The sequence below is a fragment of the Citricoccus sp. CH26A genome (genome assembly GCF_000224415.1).
Classification (GTDB): Bacteria; Actinomycetota; Actinomycetes; order Actinomycetales; family Micrococcaceae; genus Citricoccus.
Genome location: NZ_AFXQ01000001.1, coordinates 121,670 through 136,544, shown reverse-complemented (window position 1 = coordinate 136,544; position 14,875 = coordinate 121,670). Strand labels below are relative to the sequence as shown.

Genomic DNA, 14,875 nt, shown 5'->3' with positions numbered 1-14,875 from the left:
CTGCGGCGACACCCGTCTTTGAGTAGTGGGGCGGCCAAGAAATGTCCACTAGTGATCATGATGCCCCAGGGAAGGACCCGTGGCCCAGAAAATAGAGATCGTCCTGATTGACGACCTGGACGGAACACCGGCCGATGAAACGCTGCAGTTCGGCGTGGACGGCAGGCACTACGAAATCGATCTCTCCGCCGGGAACGCCCGAGAACTGCGTGAGCACCTGCAGGAGTATGTGCGGCGCGCACGCACCGAAGCCCGCCCGCCGCGGCCTCGGCAGGATGCCGCCAGGATCCGCGCGTGGGCACTGCACAATGGATTTGCCGTAGCCCCGCGCGGACGCCTCCACCGAGACGTTCTCGAAGCCTACTCCCGCGCCCATCCTTGACCAGCCAACTCACCACTCCAGACCGCGCGACGGCGCAACCAGTATGACAGCGTCTTCAGGATGCGGTGGTGGAACACAGATAACTCCCAGGTTGTCGCGCCAGGCCGACGTTGGCGACTGCCTTAATAGGCCCCTGCCACTTACGATTTGACTGATTACTTGCCACTCACTTCAGATGCTGACGAGTGGTCCTTCCTCCGGCCCAGACAAGCGTGACACCACGCTGAAGTCGAAGCTCTCTGAGATCCTCAGTCACCGGCACAGGCTTGGGGTGGACGAGGAGATGGAACGCCTCCCGGGCGATCGCGCGTTTGAGACACCGAAGGACATCTTTCTTCGACTCCCTCTTCGCTCGCAAGCGCGCCGCGTAGTCCATTGTACGCCGGTCATTGGACACTCGCACCAGAGCAATCGGGTGCAGGGCCCAGTTCGCTTGCCGGTCCCCGCCGCGGTTGAGCCGGAACCGATTCGTCTTGCCCGAGGACACGGGGATCGGCGAAGCCCCACACAACGCGGCAAATAATGCTCCTAATCGGAGTCGCTCAGGTTCGATCCGGTGGTGACCGGGAGCGTCGCCGTGGTAGTCACGCCATACCCCTTGGGGGCGATCACCGCGGGTGCGGCTCTTCCCACGAGGTCTCGCAGGTCATGCTCCAGCACATTGATCTCGCTGGTCAGGTCCTGGTGGCGACGCGCCAGGCGGCGTAGCGCCTGACCAGTCGCGGCGCTCACCGAGGCGGACGGAGCACCGGGCCTGGTGGCGGCCAGGTCCTCGATGACACGAGGCTCGCTTGATCCCGCCCACCGCATCCTGATGGGCTCGGGCGCGGTGACCAACAGTGACTTGATCTGACGGATCACCGCCACTCGGGCCTTGATCGCGCTACGACGAACGGTCAGCAACACGCGGATCTGTTCGACGAACCCGCCACGGGTCTTGGCCAAGGGCAGGGCCTCCGGTTCGGCCAGTGCCTGCTGCGCGGCAGCGTAGGCGTCAATCGGATCGGACTTCCCACGTCACCGCTGCGACCGCCGGGGCCGGCCGATCTCGCGAATCTCGACGTGCTGTGCCCTCAGATACCGGGACAGCGCGGCGCCGTAGGAACTGGTGCCCTCAATCCCGACGAGTCGAACGCTCCCGAACGATCTGACGTAGGACAGGAGCTGCTCGTAGCCGGTAGCCGTCGCGGGGACCTGCCGATCACCGAGCCGAGCGCCAGTGACGCTGAGTATCGCGACATGGTGAGTATCGGCGTGCGTGTCGACTCCGGCAACGACATCGAGATCAGCCGAAGACTCGATGCCTTCGGAAACGGATGTTGTCATGATGGGACGGTGCCTTCCTCAGAGGGCACGTCGACCAGGGGCCGGGCAGACAAGACGTTGACGGGGTTGACCAGGCTCGTATGAAGTCATGCTCGTCTCCGGCCGACATGCATCGGACAGCGCCATCGCCACCGGCACGCGGACGGATCAGTTCAAAGACAAGCCCTGCGGCCATCAGTCACCTACAGAGTCACACGCATCGGCGACGAGGCCTTTCCATCCTCAACGTCACCTATCCGTGCAGCAGTCCCTAACCCTTCAGCACCTCGAGGTTCTGTTCCTTATAGGCTGCAATGGTTTCCTCTGATTGAACGCTGGAACGCTTCAATCTCCTCGCGCTTGGCCTGATAGTTGTCGTCGAAGATGTTCGCGAGTTGATCAGCGAGTCCTTCTGGGGCGATCTGTTGACAGAACGGGCAAAGCACAGGCTGGGACTCTTGCCCGTGGAGGTGCTCTGCGCCCTGCTGCACCCAATCTGAGATATCCAGGCGCTCAATCATCTCGGACAGGGCGACGTCTGCGCTTCCGACGATCGGGGACGTCAGAGCCGCCTGCAGGGCCGCTTCATCCCACGATGCCGCGGGAGCTTGCGGTATTGGATTCGCTTCGCTGGCGGCCTTGGAGAACGTCACCTCGGCTTTCGGGATCAAGACTTCGAAAGAGTCTTTACCTCGTTCGGGAAATGCACGCGCCTTTTGAAGCGTGAGCTCGAGGCACTGGGTCTTCCCGCCGTTGAGCCCGGTCATCTCGCGCCTGATCACTTCAGGTATGACGCTCCGACGGCCCCAAACCGCTGCCGCGAGTACTTCGCGTTTGCCCTCAAGCGATGATTCAGCCTCGACAATGAGTCTCTGGCGATCGCCGATTCGCTTTTTGGTCTTTTCGTGGTGCTCTTCTAGCTCCTTGATCCGCTCGAACGTCTCGCGGCTGTCCTCGCCGAGGAGGAAGACGCCTCGCTCTTCACCATCGGCGTTGGTGAAAGCTTTGCGAACGTACCCCCGGTTATAAACCTTCACCGTTTGTGGTTCGGAAGCCCACGCGATGTGCGAATCGTCGTCGTCTAATGTCGCAAGGCTCTGGCTGATCGTCGTCTTACCTGACCCATTCGGCCCGAAAACGTAGTTCACCGGGGCGAGGTCACCCAACACCGCTTCCCCGCTGAAACATGGATGCCCAGAGAGAAGAACCTTCTTGATCACAACATCCTCCTTGATGTCCCCGTGGTCACAGCATCGGCCGTCCCTTCGGTTTCAATCCTGCAGTCGAACTAGGACCTGCAAGCGAGTCGTACAAGCGCCCGTAGACGCATGCCCGCCAGCACTCGCCGCAAGCACTTTGGTGGGGTAGGCACGTCTGGCTACCTCGTCGTATAAAACGCCACTGCCGATGCGGCCGCGACGTTGAGTGAGTCGACGCCGCCCATCATCGGGATCGTCACGCGCCGATCGAGTCGCTGGTCGGTTCCCGGCCTCAGTCCCTGTCCCTCGGTCCCGAACACCAGGGCGAGATTCTCATGGTCCTCGGCGACCAGTTCGTCCAGGGTGATCGCCCCCTCCCCCAGTGTCATCCCGGCCACGACGTAGCCCGCGTCCTTGAGCTGCTGAATACCCTCGGGCCACGGCTCGATCCTCGTCCACGGGACCTGGAACACCGTGCCCATGGACACCCGGATGGAGCGCCGGTACAGAGGATCGGCACATTGGGGTGTCACGAAGATGGCATCGACTCCCAATGCTGCGGCGGATCGGAACGCGGCACCTAGGTTCGTATGATCGACCAGGTCCTCGAAGATCGCGATCCGAGACCGCCGTGGAGTGGCGTCGGCCGGGTCCGACTGGCCGGACATTTTGGAACACTTCACTTTGGTGTGGTCGGAGACGTTCTCCAGGATCGCGACCCGCCGCGCCCCGGTCAGGACCTCGTCCACGGTGCGCGGCGCCGGCCGGTCCATGGCGGCCAGCGCACCGCGGTGCAGGTGGAAACCGGTGATGCGTTCCAGGACCTCGTCCGTACCGGTGTACACGGGAACCCGGGGATGTGCGGCGAACACGTCGGCCATCGACTCCAGGTACCGGTGGGCCAGGAAGAACGACCGGGGAGTGTGCCCGGCCGCCAGCGCGCGGCGGACCACCTGCGAGGACTCGGCCAGGTAGACGCCGTGGACGGTGTCCTGCCGTCGGCGCAGGGCGGCGTCGGTGAGCCGGGCGTAGACCTCCACCCGCGGATCGGAGACGTCGGTCAGCTCCACCGGCTGACTCCCCGGCTGGCCCACGGGCCGGCCCACTGCCTCACCCACCGGCGACCAGCCGCCAGACCATGTTCGCCAGGCCGGCCAGGCCCACGACGACGATGACCACCCGCAGCCAGAACGGCCTGATCCGCCGGCCGATCCGGGCGCCCAGGCTGGCACCGAGCATGGAGGAGACCGCGATGAGCAGCACGGCCCGCCAGTCGATGCGGTCGAAGGCGAAGAGCAGGTAGGACGTGGCGGCGATGAGGTTGACCATGAGGGACAGGTAGGTCTTCGCGGCATTGGCGTGGACGAGGGCCCCGCCCATGAACACTCCGAGGATGCCCAGCAGCAGCACGCCCTGCGCCGCCACGAAGTACCCCCCGTAGACACCCGCGCCGAAGGTCAGCAGCCACAACAGCGGGGTCACCGGTCCCGTCGGGACGCCCGGGTCCTGCGCGCCGACGCGGGTCACGGCCCCCGGCCCCGGAGCCGTGGCGGCCTCCGGCGCCCCCTCCTGGCCGTCCGCTTCGGCCTGGCGCGCCTTCCGGCGGCGCACCCACGCGGACATCCGCGGCTGGAACACCACGAAGCCCAGGGCCACCACGATCAGGATCGGTGCCGCGACCCCGAAGACCTCCTCCGGCAGCACCATGAGCAGGAACGCGCCGACCAGCCCCCCGGCCAGCGAGGCGGTCGTCAGCGCCGGCAGCACCGCGCGCGACTGCGCCAGCTCACGCCGCCAGCCGAACACCCCGGACACGCCCGCGGCCACCAGGCCCATGGCGTTGGAGATCTGGGCGGTCACCGGGGGGAATCCCATGGCGACCAGCACCGGGAAGGTCACCAGGGTGCCGGACCCGACGAGGGTGTTGATGGTGCCGGCCCAGAATCCGGCCAGCAGGATGACGGCCACCTGCCACAGCTCGAGGCCCAGGAACTCCACGCAGTACCCCTCCGGTGCGACGGTGCGCCGGTCAGCGGGCGACGGCCGTGTAACGGCCCTCGTCGCGAGTGACCTTGAGGGGCAGGCCGAAGGCGGCGGAGAGGTTGTCCTCGGTGAGGGTCTGCTCCAGCGGACCGGCGGCGACCACGCGGCCCTGGCGCATCAGCAGCGCGTGCGTGAAGCCCGGCGGGATCTCCTCCACGTGGTGGGTGACCAGGACCAGGGTGGGCGCGGCCGGATCGGCGGCCAGGCGGGTCAGGGCCCGCACGAGGGTCTCCCGGCCGGCCAGGTCCAGGCCGGCCGCGGGCTCGTCGAGCAGCAGCAGTTCCGGGTCGGTCATGAGCGAGCGGGCCACGAGGACGCGCTTGCGTTCGCCCTCGGACAGGGTGCCGAAGCGCCGGTCCTCATAGCCGCTGAGGCCCCACTGCCAGATCAGGCGCCGGGCCCGTTCCTCGTCCTGTGCGTCGTAGTCCTCGTTCCAGCGGCCCATCACGCCCCAGGAGGCCGTCACCACGGCATCCAGCACGGTCTCCCGGCCCGGGAGCTGCTGGGCCAGCGTCGCGGAGGACAGGCCGATCCGCGGGCGCAGCTCGAAGACGTCGACGGCGCCGAGGACCTCGTCCAGGATCCCCACCATGCCGGTCGTGGGGTGCATGCGGGTGGAGGCGACCTGCATCAGGGTGGACTTGCCGGCCCCGTTGGGGCCCATGATGATCCACCGCTCGCCCTCGCGCACCTGCCAGTGGATGTCCTGCAGCAGTTCCTTGGTGCCCCTGCGGACCCCCACCGCCGCCATCTCCACCACTGCCTCGCCCGAGGGGACGAGGGTCGAAGGGGCATGACTGGCGCGCTGGAGTCCGTCAGAAGGGTTGGTCATGCCTCAAACACTAGGCTAGGAGGACCCTTCCCAGCATGAAAGGCCACGGCATGGCGCCCATTGCATCCTTCACCGCAGCAGTCACCGACGACGACGGACTCACCCCGGCCTCCCGGCCCGGGGCCGCGACGGACCGGGTCCTCGTCTACCTCCCCGGGGAGGCCGGGCCCGCCGCCGGTGGGCCGGGCCGGGGTGACGCGCCGGTCGGGGTGCCCGCCCACGCGGAGCCGGTCTCCGGCGTCGGCTTCCACGGCTGGCGCTGGGACGTCCCCGCCGGCGAGCCGGCCGGTCGGCCGGACCCGGCCCTGCTGCCCCACGGCGCGGCCGTGGCGGTGGTGCCCGCGGAGGCCGTCTCGGCCACGCGCAGGATGCTGGTGATGGACGTTGACTCCACGCTGATCCGCCAGGAGGTCATCGAGCTGCTGGCCGCGTATGCCGGACGCGAGGCGGAGGTCACGGAGGTCACGGAGGCCGCCATGCGGGGCGAGGTGGACTTCGCCCAGTCGTTGCACCAGCGGGTGCAGGCCCTGGCCGGACTGGAGGAGGACGTCATCGCGAAGGTGGCGGCTGCCGTCGAGCCGCAGGACGGGGCCCGCGAGGTGATCACCGCGTTCCGGGACGCCGGCTGGGAGGTGTGCGCGGTCTCGGGCGGCTTCACCCAGGTGCTGGCACCGCTGGCCGCCGACCTCGGGCTGACCCGCTACCGGGCCAACGACCTGGAGATCGTGGACGGCCGGCTGACCGGGCGCGTGACCGGAGCCGTCGTGGACAGTGCCGTCAAGGCGCAGATGCTGCGCGCCTGGTCCACGGAGGCCGGGGTGGACCCTGCCGGCGTGATCGCCGTGGGCGACGGCGCCAACGACATCGACATGTTGCAGGCCGCAGGGCTGGCCGTGGCGTTCTGCGCCAAGCCCGCCCTGCGCCCGCACGCCGACATCGAGCTGGACCTGCCGTCCCTGGACGTCGTCCGGGTGCTCGCCGGCCTCTGAGGGCCGCGCGTCAGCGGTGGTCGGGATCGCCGCCGGCGGCCTCGAGGAAGTCCTGGGCCCCGCCCACGTACTCGGTGTGCCCGGCCGGCAGGTCCCGGCCCACGAGGGAGGCCACCTCGGCGGCGAACTCCTCGACCGAGTACAGCTTCCCGGCCGCCTCGCGGCGGGCCTCGATGGCCCCGGGCTCGGCCCGGTTGAGCATCGTGGCCGTGATGGTTCCCTCGATCATGTCCCCGGACACCACCACGAGGGTGATGCCCTTCTCGCGCAGCGCGGGGATGCGCTCCCGCAGGGCGGTCTCGCCGGCGCGCTTGGAGCGGGCCACCGGCACGTAGGCGTCCATGGTGGGGACCGCGTCGATGAAGTGCGCCTGGTGGCTGGTGACGAAGACCACCTGCGAGCCGGAGGGCATGACCTCGGCGGCGGCCTCGAGCATGGCGACCTGGGCGTCGCGGTTCAGCACGTTCGCGTAGTCCTCGCCCATCGAGGACTCCATCCCCCCGGAGGCGTTGAGCACCAGGACGTCCAGGGAGCCGAAGGCCGAGAGGGCGGCGTCCACCATGGCCTGGCGGCCCTCGGCGGTGGTGATGTCCGCGCCCACGGCGACGGCGCGGCCTCCGGCCTCCTCGATCGAGGCCACCACCTTGTTCGCCCGGGGCGCCTTCTGCCGGTAGTTGACCACGACGCCGGCCCCCCGGGCGGCGAGCAGTCGCGCGGTGTCGGCGCCCACGCCCCTGCTGGAACCGGTGACGATGGCGCCCTTGCCGGCGAGGTCCTGGGTGGTCTGGGTGCTCTGGGTGCCCTCGGCACCCGTGTTCTCGGAAGTCATGCGGATCAGTGTCCCATCCCCAGGCCGCCGTCCACGGGGATGACGGCACCGGAGATGTAGGAGGCCTCGTCGGAGGCGAGCCACCGCACCACGCCGGCCACCTCGGCCGGCTCGGCGAACCGGCCGGCGGGGATCTGCGTCTTGTACTGCTTCTGCAGGTCCTCGCCCAGGGCCTGGGTCATCTCGGTGTCGATGTACCCGGGGGCCACCACGTTGGCCGTGATGTTCCGGGAACCGAGTTCGCGGGTGAGCGAGCGGGCCATGCCGACCAGGCCGGCCTTGGAGGAGGCGTAGTTGATCTGTCCCGGCGAGCCCATCAGGCCGACGACCGAGGAGATCAGCACCACGCGGCCCTTCTTCTTGCGGATCATGCCCTTGGAGGCGCGCTTGAGCACCCGGAAGGCACCGGTGAGGTTGGTGTCGATGACCGAGGTGAAGTCCTCCTCGCTCATCCGCAGCAGCAACTGGTCCTGGGTGATCCCCGCGTTGGCCACGAGCACCTCGACCGGGCCGTGGGCCGCCTCGACCTCGGAGAAGGCCCGGTCCACCGAGTCGGCGTCCGTGACGTCGGCCTGCACCGCGAACAGCCCGTCCGGGGCCTGCCCGGACCGTGAGGTGACGGCCACCCGGTCCCCGTTGTCCCGGAAGGCCTGCGCGATGGCCAGGCCGATGCCCCGGTTGCCACCGGTGACCAGGACGCTGCGCCCGCCCGTCGAATCCTGCGTGCTTGCCTCGGCCATGGTTCCTCCTGGGTCGGTCCTGCTTCTTCGGTGCCCCACTCTAGGGCGGAAAGTGGGACAATGGACGACAGGCCCGGACACGCCGGCCACCGATTCCCCACCGCTCAGGAGCCTGCCCCATGTCCATCCGTCACGCCGAGACCGGTCGCCAGACCGGGCACGCCCGGCGAGACCGCTCCGAGGACGTCCAGCGCATCACCAGCGCACCGGCACCGGGCCACGTCGACCGCGACGCCCGCTTCGTGCGCTACGCGTGGCAGATGGGGATCCGCACCGTCTGCTTCGTGCTGGCCTTCTTCACGACCGGCTGGGTGCAGATCGTCTTCTTCGTCCTGGCCATCGTGCTGCCGTACATCGCGGTGGTCCTGGCCAATGCCGGCACCGTCTCCAACGGCGAGGCGCTGGGCGCCGTGCCCCGGCCCAGCGCCCCGGAACTCACGAACCGGCTGCAGCTGGACGCCGGACCGGAGACCCTGGTGGGAACCACCACGGACGATCCGCCGGCGGGCGCCCGGCCTGCCGGGCCCCGCGTCCAGCCGGAACCGCACCGCCTGCCGGAACCGGGCAACGGTCGGGACCACCGCGCCGCATGAACCACCGTGACCTCCTGGGTGCCCTGGACGGCACCGCCTCCGCCACGCCCGGCCCGGCGACCGCGCCGCCGTCGGGACCGGACGGCTCCGGCGGACCGGCCCGGCCGGAGTGCTCCCGCAAGGGGTGCCGGCAGGACGCCGCCTGGCTCCTGGAATGGAACAACCCTCGCATCCACGCGCCCGAGCGGCGCAAGACCTGGCTGGCCTGCCCGGAGCACCGGGACTGGCTCGCCGACTACCTGCGGTCCCGGGGACTGCTGAAGGACGTGCTCCCGCTTGACTGAACCCGAGGCGCAGACGCCGAAGCGTGCCCGGCTCGACTACCGCTTCCTCATCTCCCCGCAGTGGCTCGGCGGGCTGGCCTTCTGCGCCGTCTTCGCCGTCGCCTGCGCCCTGCTGGGCCAATGGCAGATGGACCGGCGCATGGAGGCCGTGGCCGAGATCAACAAGGTCCTGCAGAACTACGACGAGCCGGCCGTCCCGCTGGCCTCGAACGCCGCGGTGTTCACCGACTTCCAGTCCCACCAGCAGTGGACCCCCGTGGAGATGGAGGGCGAGTACCTCGAGGAGGACACCCGGATCGTGCGCAACCGGCCGCTGGCCGGCAAGCCGGGCTACGAGGTCCTGGTTCCCTTCCGCGCGGACACCGGGGACGTGATCGTGGTCAACCGCGGCTGGCTGCCGATCGGTGACACCCCCGGCCGGCCCGACGTCGTCCCCTCCCCGCCCGCGGGCGAGGTCACGGTCGTGGTCCGGGCCAAGCCGGGCGAGCCAGACCTGGGCCGGGACGCCCCCGAGGGCCAACTCGCCTCGATCGACCTGGTCGCCTTCACGGACAGTGTCGGTTACCCCGTGGCCGACACCGCCTACGGCCAGCTGGCGGACGAGACCCCCGCCCCCGCGATGGGCATGCAACAGCCGCCCAAGCCCCCGCTGGACGAGGGACCGCACCTGTCCTACTCGCTGCAGTGGTTCATGTTCGGGCTGATGAGCTTCGTGGTCTGGGGCTACATGGCCCGGCAACGGGCCCTCAACGACCGCGACGACCGCGAGCAGGGACTGACCGAGGACGACGGGTACCTCTCCGCCTACCGGGCCCCGAAGTCGAGGCCGGCCCGCCGCCGCGGCGGGCGGCCGACCGACGAGGAGGCCGAGGACGCGATCCTCGACGCCGCCGAGTCACGCTGAGGGCGCGCCGGCCGGTCCGCCGGTCAGGCCAGCGTGATGAGGTCCTGGTAGGAGCTGTTCCAGAGGTCCTCCACCCCGTCCGGCAACAGGACCACTCGCTCCGGGTCGAGGGCCTCCACCGCGCCCTCGTCGTGGGTGACCAGCACGACCGCACCCTCGTAGGTCCGCAGGGCGTTGAGGATCTCCTGGCGTGAGGCCGGGTCCAGGTTGTTCGTCGGCTCGTCCAGCAGCAGCACGTTCGCGCTGGAGGCCACGAGGGTGGCCAGGGCGAGGCGGGTCTTCTCGCCGCCGGACAGCACGCCGGCCGGCTTGGCCACGTCATCGCCCTGGAACAGGAACGAGCCCAGGATGTTGCGCACCTCGGTGTCCGCCAGGTCCGGGGCCGCGGTCTTCATGTTCTCCAGGACGGTGCGGTCGGTGTCCAGCGTCTCGTGCTCCTGGGCGTAGTAACCGAGCTTGAGGCCGTGACCGGCGATCACCTCGCCCGTGTCCGGGGTGTCGATGCCCGCCAGCATCCGCAGCAGCGTCGTCTTGCCGGCGCCGTTGAAGCCGAGGATCACCACCCGGGAGCCGCGGTCGATTGCCAGGTCCACCCCGGCGAAGATCTCGAGGGAGCCGTAGGACTTGGACAGGTCCTGCGCCGTCAGCGGCGTCTTGCCGCACTTGGCCGGTTCCGGGAAGCGGATCGCCGCGACCTTGTCCGCGGCCCGCTCCCCCTCCAGGCCCTGCATCATGCGCTCGGCGCGCTTGATCATGTTCTGCGCGGCGACCGCCTTGGTCGCCTTGGCGCGCATCTTGTTGGCCTGGTCCATCAGGTGGCTGGCCTTCTTCTCCGCGTTCGAGAACTCGCGCTTGCGCCGGGCCTGGTCCTGCTCGCGCTGCAGCAGGTAGTTCTTCCACCCCATGTTGTACTGGTCGATCACCTGGCGGTTGGCGTCCAGGTAGAGGACCTTGTTGACGGTCATCTCCATCAGGTCCACGTCGTGGCTGATGACGATGAAGCCGCCCGGGTAGGACTTCAGGAACTCCCGCAGCCACACGATCGAGTCGTGGTCCAGGTGGTTGGTCGGCTCGTCCAGCAGCAGGACGTCCGCGTCCGAGAACAGGATCCGGGCCAGCTCCACGCGGCGGCGCTGGCCGCCGGAGAGGGTGTGCAGGGGCTGGTCGAGGATGCGGTCCGGCAGGCCGAGGTTGGCGCAGATCGTGGCGGCCTCGGACTCGGCGGCGTACCCGCCCGACGTCGTGAACTCCGCCTCGAGCCGGCCGTACCGGTGCATCGCCTTCTCGCGGATCGCATCGTCCGGGTTGGCCATGTCGTCCTCGGCCTGGCGCATGCGCCGGATGATCTGGTCGAGTGAGCGCGCCGAGAGGATCCGGTCCCGCGCCGTCTGGTCCATGTCCTCGACCTTGGGGTCCTGGGGCAGGTAGCCGACCGAGCCGCGACGCGTGACGTGGCCGCCCGTGGGCTGTCCCCCACCGGCCAGGACCTTGGTCAGGGTGGTCTTGCCGGCGCCGTTGCGGCCCACCAGGCCGACCTTGTCCCCGCGATCGACCTTGAACGTGACCCCGTCCATGAGCAGACGCGCACCCACGCGGAGTTCGAGGTCTGTGACAGCAAGCACGGGGGGATCTCCTTGGACGGCCTAGACTGTCCGCCGAGGCGGGCGGAACCCGTCAAGTCTACCGTCGAGCCACGCCGGTACCGTCCGTACAGGAGCTGAACCATGAGCCAAGCAGTCCCGAGCGCCCAGCGCACGTCGTTGGCGGTGCCCACGCAGGTGGCCCTGGCCGGGGTGTTCGCGGCGCTGATCGCGGTGTGCTCGATGCTGCCCCCGATCCCGGTGGGCGGTTTCGGGGTGCCGATCACCCTGCAGACGTTCGCGGTGATGCTCACCGGCCTGATCCTGGGGGCCCGACTGGGCTTCTTGTCGGTGCTGCTCTACCTCGTGGTGGGGCTGGCCGGGCTGCCGGTCTTCTCCGGGTTCAACGCCGGGATCGGCGTGCTGGCCGGGCCCTCGGCCGGGTACCTGCTGGCCTTCCCGCTGGCGGCCGGGCTGGCCGGGGCACTGTCCACGGTGGTGCTGCGCCGTGGACAGGCCGCCGCCGCCCGGGGCGCGGGCCGGATGGGCTTCGGCTGGTGGGCCCTGGTGTGGCTGTGCGCGATGGTGGCCTCCTTCGTGTTCATCCACCCGATGGGCATCGCCGGGATGATGCTCGCCCTCGACCTGGACCTGGCCACCGCGCTGGGGGCCGACATGGTGTTCTGGCCCGGGGACGTGGTCAAGAACGTGCTGGCCACGGCGGTGGCCGCCACCGTCATCCGGGCCTTCCCGGCCCTGGCCCTGCGCCGGTTCTGAGCCGGATGCCCACCGCGGGACCGACCCCGGTCATCGAGCTGCGCGGGGCGGTCGTGGACCTGCCCGGCGCGGCCCCGGCCCCGGGGCAGGGAACCGGGGCCACCCCCGGGACCCTGCGCATCCTCGGGCCGGTGGACACGGTCCTGGCCGAACCGGTCACCGCGGTGATCGGGGCCAACGGATCGGGCAAGTCGACCCTGGTCCGCCTGCTCAACGGGCTGGTCCAGCCCTCGGCGGGCACCGTCACGGTGCACGGACTGGACACCGTGTCCCGGGTCGACGAGGTGCGGTCCCGCACCGGGTTCATGTTCACCGACCCGCTGGTGCAACTGGTCATGCCCACGGCCGGTGAGGACGTCGAGCTCTCCCTGCGCCGGACCATCCGCCACCGGGGCGAACGGCGTCGCGCCGCCGAGGCGGTCCTGGCCGAGCACGGACTGGCCGGGCTGGCCCACCGCAGCATCTACGACCTCTCCGGTGGCCAGCGCCAGCGCCTGGCCCTGGCCACCGTGCTGGCCACCGATCCCGCGCTGCTGGTGGCCGACGAGCCGACCACCCTGCTGGACCTGGACTGGACCCTGGAGGTCCAGGACCTGCTGCTCTCCCTGCCCGGCACCGGCCGGTGCCGTCAGCTCGTCTACACCACCCACGACCTGGACTTCGCCGCCCGGGCCGACCGGTGCCTGGTCGTGGCCGACGGGCGCATCGTCCACGACGACGACGGGCCCGGGGCGGTCGCCTGGTACCGCCGGGACGTCCACGACCGACGTGCCGCCCGCACCCGGCCCGGAGCCGGCCGCCAGGAGCGCGCACGGTGAACCTGCTCGACCACCGGCCCGGCACCTCCCCGGTCCACCGGGCACCCCTGGGCGTGAAGTACGCGGTGCTGCTGGTGCTGACCGTGGTCCTGGTGGCCTGGCGCCAGCCCGTGGTGGTCGGCGCCGTGCTCGCCGGGGTCTTCGGCCTGTACCTGCTGGCCCGGCTGCCCGGAGAATTCCTGGCCCCCTGGCGCCGCGGCTGGCCCCTGCTGGCCTTCGCCGGCGTGGCCCGCTTCGCCTCCGGGGTGTTCGGGCCGGTCCCCCTGTCCCCCCTGGACGCCCTCGGGCCGGCGCTGGTGGTCATGGCCGCCGTCTTCGGCGCGCTGGCCGCCGCCCGGCTGCTGGTGATCACCACCCCCGGCACGGAACTGCTGGACGGCCTGGCCCACTTCTTCGGCGCGTTCCGCCGGTTCGGGGTCAACCCGGAGGCCGCCGCCCTGGCCGTGAACGTCATGCTGCGCACGATCCCCTGGGTCGGCGCCGCCGTGCGCGCCCACGCGGAGGCCCTGGCCTCCCGGGGACTGCGCCGCGGGCCCGTGCGCCTGATGGGGCCGGTGCTCGTGGCCACGGTCGGCCACGCCCGCGCGACCGGGGAGGCCCTGGCCGCCCGCGGGCTGCCCGCAGCCCCGGAGCCGAAGCATCCGGGGCCGGACTACACTCGGGGCGCATGAGCTTCAATGACAACATCCGGCTGGACCCCTCCCGCGTCCGAGACTCCCGGGGCCGCGGTGGTGGCGGCCGGGCGGGGCGCGGCGGAACCGTCGCCATCGGTGGCGGCACCGGCCTGCTGGTGCTGCTGCTGGCGATCTTCGCCCCCGGACTGGCCGAGCAGCTCGGACTGACCGGCCCGTCGCCGGAGACGTCCCAGTACGAGCCCGTTGGCCCGGCGGCGTCCGCCACCTGCCGTACCGGGGAGACGGCGAACGAGCGGACCGATTGCCGGATCATCGCCACGATCGAGTCCGCCGATGCCTTCTGGGATCTCCACCTGGCGGAGTACAACGTCACCTGGCGGCCCCCCGGAGTGGAGCTGTTCGGCGGTCAGGTCGACACGGCCTGCGGCATGGCCACCTCGGACGTCGGCCCCTTCTACTGCCCGGGCGATGAGACGGCGTACTTCGACACTGACTTCTTCGGCCTGCTGCAATCGCGGTTCGGGGCCTCCGGCGGCCCCCTGGCCGAGGAGTACGTGGTCGCCCACGAGTACGGCCACCACATCCAGAACATCGTCGGCTACCTGCAGTACTCGCAGTCCGGTGGCACCGGGCCGGAGTCCGGGGCGGTGCGCGTGGAGCTGCAGGCGGACTGCTACGCCGGGATGTGGGCCGGGCACGCGGTGCGCACCGTGGACCCCGAGTCGGGCGACCCGTTCCTGGATCCCCTCACCCAGACCGACCTGCGGGACGCGCTCTCCGCGGCGGCCGCCGTCGGGGACGACCGCATCCAGCAGTCCACGACCGGGCGCGTGCTGCCCGAGGCCTTCACGCACGGCACCTCCGAGCAGCGGATGGCCTGGTTCATGCACGGCTACGAGTCCGGGGACATCAACCAGTGCAACACCCTGGACCACCCGGACCTGGACGATCCGACGGCCTGAGCC

19 protein-coding genes are annotated in these 14,875 nt (G+C 70.1%); 9 read left to right on the top strand and 10 right to left on the bottom strand.

Going from position 1 to position 14,875, the window contains the following annotated elements:
- Positions 1–79: 79 nt before the first annotated feature.
- Entirely contained in the window at positions 80–382 is a 303-nt protein-coding gene (locus CITRI_RS18650; protein WP_029138912.1) for an Lsr2 family protein, read from the top strand.
- Between the two features lie 166 nt (positions 383–548).
- On the opposite strand, the gene CITRI_RS20520 is transcribed toward CITRI_RS18650, so the two are convergent.
- From CITRI_RS20520 to CITRI_RS0100605, 7 genes are all read right to left on the bottom strand, one after another.
- A complete protein-coding gene (locus tag CITRI_RS20520) occupies positions 549–869 on the bottom strand; it encodes a hypothetical protein (RefSeq protein WP_369731950.1) in 321 nt (106 codons plus the stop codon).
- A gap of 41 nt (positions 870–910) precedes the next feature.
- Positions 911–1,327, bottom strand: a complete 417-nt coding sequence (locus CITRI_RS19855) for a hypothetical protein (RefSeq protein ID WP_010142597.1) — start codon at positions 1,325–1,327, stop codon at positions 911–913.
- Positions 1,328–1,399: 72 nt separating this feature from the next.
- Positions 1,400–1,708, bottom strand: a complete 309-nt coding sequence (locus tag CITRI_RS19850; RefSeq protein WP_010142596.1) for a transposase — start codon at positions 1,706–1,708, stop codon at positions 1,400–1,402.
- 281 nt (positions 1,709–1,989) lie between these two features.
- Positions 1,990–2,907 carry an AAA family ATPase gene (locus tag CITRI_RS15665; RefSeq protein ID WP_010142595.1) on the bottom strand — a complete coding sequence of 306 codons (918 nt, stop codon included), beginning with the start codon at positions 2,905–2,907 and terminating at the stop codon, positions 1,990–1,992.
- Positions 2,908–3,065: 158 nt separating this feature from the next.
- Entirely contained in the window at positions 3,066–3,956 is an 891-nt protein-coding gene (locus tag CITRI_RS19750) for an RNA methyltransferase (RefSeq protein ID WP_010142594.1), read from the bottom strand.
- 40 nt (positions 3,957–3,996) lie between these two features.
- Positions 3,997–4,884: a sulfite exporter TauE/SafE family protein gene (locus CITRI_RS19845; protein WP_010142593.1), complete on the bottom strand. Its 888-nt coding sequence runs from the start codon at positions 4,882–4,884 to the stop codon at positions 3,997–3,999.
- Positions 4,885–4,915: 31 nt separating this feature from the next.
- Complete coding sequence (locus CITRI_RS0100605; RefSeq protein WP_029138911.1) at positions 4,916–5,680, bottom strand: ABC transporter ATP-binding protein; 765 nt, start codon at positions 5,678–5,680, stop codon at positions 4,916–4,918.
- 131 nt (positions 5,681–5,811) lie between these two features.
- On the opposite strand from CITRI_RS0100605, the gene serB reads away from it, so the two are divergent.
- Positions 5,812–6,750, top strand: a complete 939-nt coding sequence (serB, locus tag CITRI_RS15660) for a phosphoserine phosphatase SerB (protein WP_010142590.1) — start codon at positions 5,812–5,814, stop codon at positions 6,748–6,750.
- 10 nt (positions 6,751–6,760) lie between these two features.
- Here serB and CITRI_RS0100595 read toward each other — a convergent pair whose 3' ends face one another.
- Both CITRI_RS0100595 and CITRI_RS0100590 read right to left on the bottom strand, forming a co-directional pair.
- Positions 6,761–7,579: an SDR family oxidoreductase gene (locus CITRI_RS0100595; RefSeq protein WP_010142589.1), complete on the bottom strand. Its 819-nt coding sequence runs from the start codon at positions 7,577–7,579 to the stop codon at positions 6,761–6,763.
- 5 nt (positions 7,580–7,584) lie between these two features.
- On the bottom strand, positions 7,585–8,319 hold the full coding sequence (locus CITRI_RS0100590) for a beta-ketoacyl-ACP reductase (RefSeq protein ID WP_010142588.1): 735 nt from the start codon (positions 8,317–8,319) through the stop codon (positions 7,585–7,587).
- 119 nt (positions 8,320–8,438) lie between these two features.
- Between CITRI_RS0100590 and CITRI_RS18215 the strand changes: the two genes are divergently transcribed.
- Genes CITRI_RS18215 through CITRI_RS0100575 form a run of 3 tightly spaced genes read left to right on the top strand, consistent with a single transcriptional unit; the run spans position 8,439 to position 10,100 of the window.
- Positions 8,439–8,912 carry a DUF3099 domain-containing protein gene (locus CITRI_RS18215; RefSeq protein WP_010142587.1) on the top strand — a complete coding sequence of 158 codons (474 nt, stop codon included), beginning with the start codon at positions 8,439–8,441 and terminating at the stop codon, positions 8,910–8,912.
- On the top strand, positions 8,909–9,196 hold the full coding sequence (locus CITRI_RS0100580) for a hypothetical protein (protein WP_010142586.1): 288 nt from the start codon (positions 8,909–8,911) through the stop codon (positions 9,194–9,196). Before CITRI_RS18215 ends, CITRI_RS0100580 begins: the two co-directional genes overlap by 4 nt.
- The gene (locus tag CITRI_RS0100575) at positions 9,189–10,100 is read left to right on the top strand and encodes an SURF1 family protein (protein WP_010142585.1); all 912 of its coding nucleotides are present in this window, start codon (positions 9,189–9,191) and stop codon (positions 10,098–10,100) included. The genes CITRI_RS0100580 and CITRI_RS0100575 overlap by 8 nt, the downstream gene beginning before the upstream one ends.
- Before the next feature lie 23 nt (positions 10,101–10,123).
- On the opposite strand, the gene abc-f is transcribed toward CITRI_RS0100575, so the two are convergent.
- Entirely contained in the window at positions 10,124–11,722 is a 1,599-nt protein-coding gene (gene abc-f / locus CITRI_RS0100570) for a ribosomal protection-like ABC-F family protein (RefSeq protein ID WP_010142583.1), read from the bottom strand.
- Between the two features lie 102 nt (positions 11,723–11,824).
- Between abc-f and CITRI_RS0100565 the strand changes: the two genes are divergently transcribed.
- The 4 genes from CITRI_RS0100565 to CITRI_RS0100550 are packed head-to-tail and all read left to right on the top strand — an operon-like array spanning position 11,825 to position 14,872.
- Entirely contained in the window at positions 11,825–12,457 is a 633-nt protein-coding gene (locus CITRI_RS0100565; RefSeq protein WP_010142581.1) for a biotin transporter BioY, read from the top strand.
- A 5-nt stretch (positions 12,458–12,462) separates the two neighbouring features.
- Positions 12,463–13,275 carry an energy-coupling factor ABC transporter ATP-binding protein gene (locus CITRI_RS0100560; RefSeq protein ID WP_010142580.1) on the top strand — a complete coding sequence of 271 codons (813 nt, stop codon included), beginning with the start codon at positions 12,463–12,465 and terminating at the stop codon, positions 13,273–13,275.
- A complete protein-coding gene (locus CITRI_RS0100555; RefSeq protein ID WP_010142579.1) occupies positions 13,272–13,946 on the top strand; it encodes an energy-coupling factor transporter transmembrane component T in 675 nt (224 codons plus the stop codon). The genes CITRI_RS0100560 and CITRI_RS0100555 overlap by 4 nt, the downstream gene beginning before the upstream one ends.
- Positions 13,943–14,872, top strand: a complete 930-nt coding sequence (locus CITRI_RS0100550) for a neutral zinc metallopeptidase (RefSeq protein WP_010142578.1) — start codon at positions 13,943–13,945, stop codon at positions 14,870–14,872. The genes CITRI_RS0100555 and CITRI_RS0100550 overlap by 4 nt, the downstream gene beginning before the upstream one ends.
- Positions 14,873–14,875: the final 3 nt, after the last annotated feature.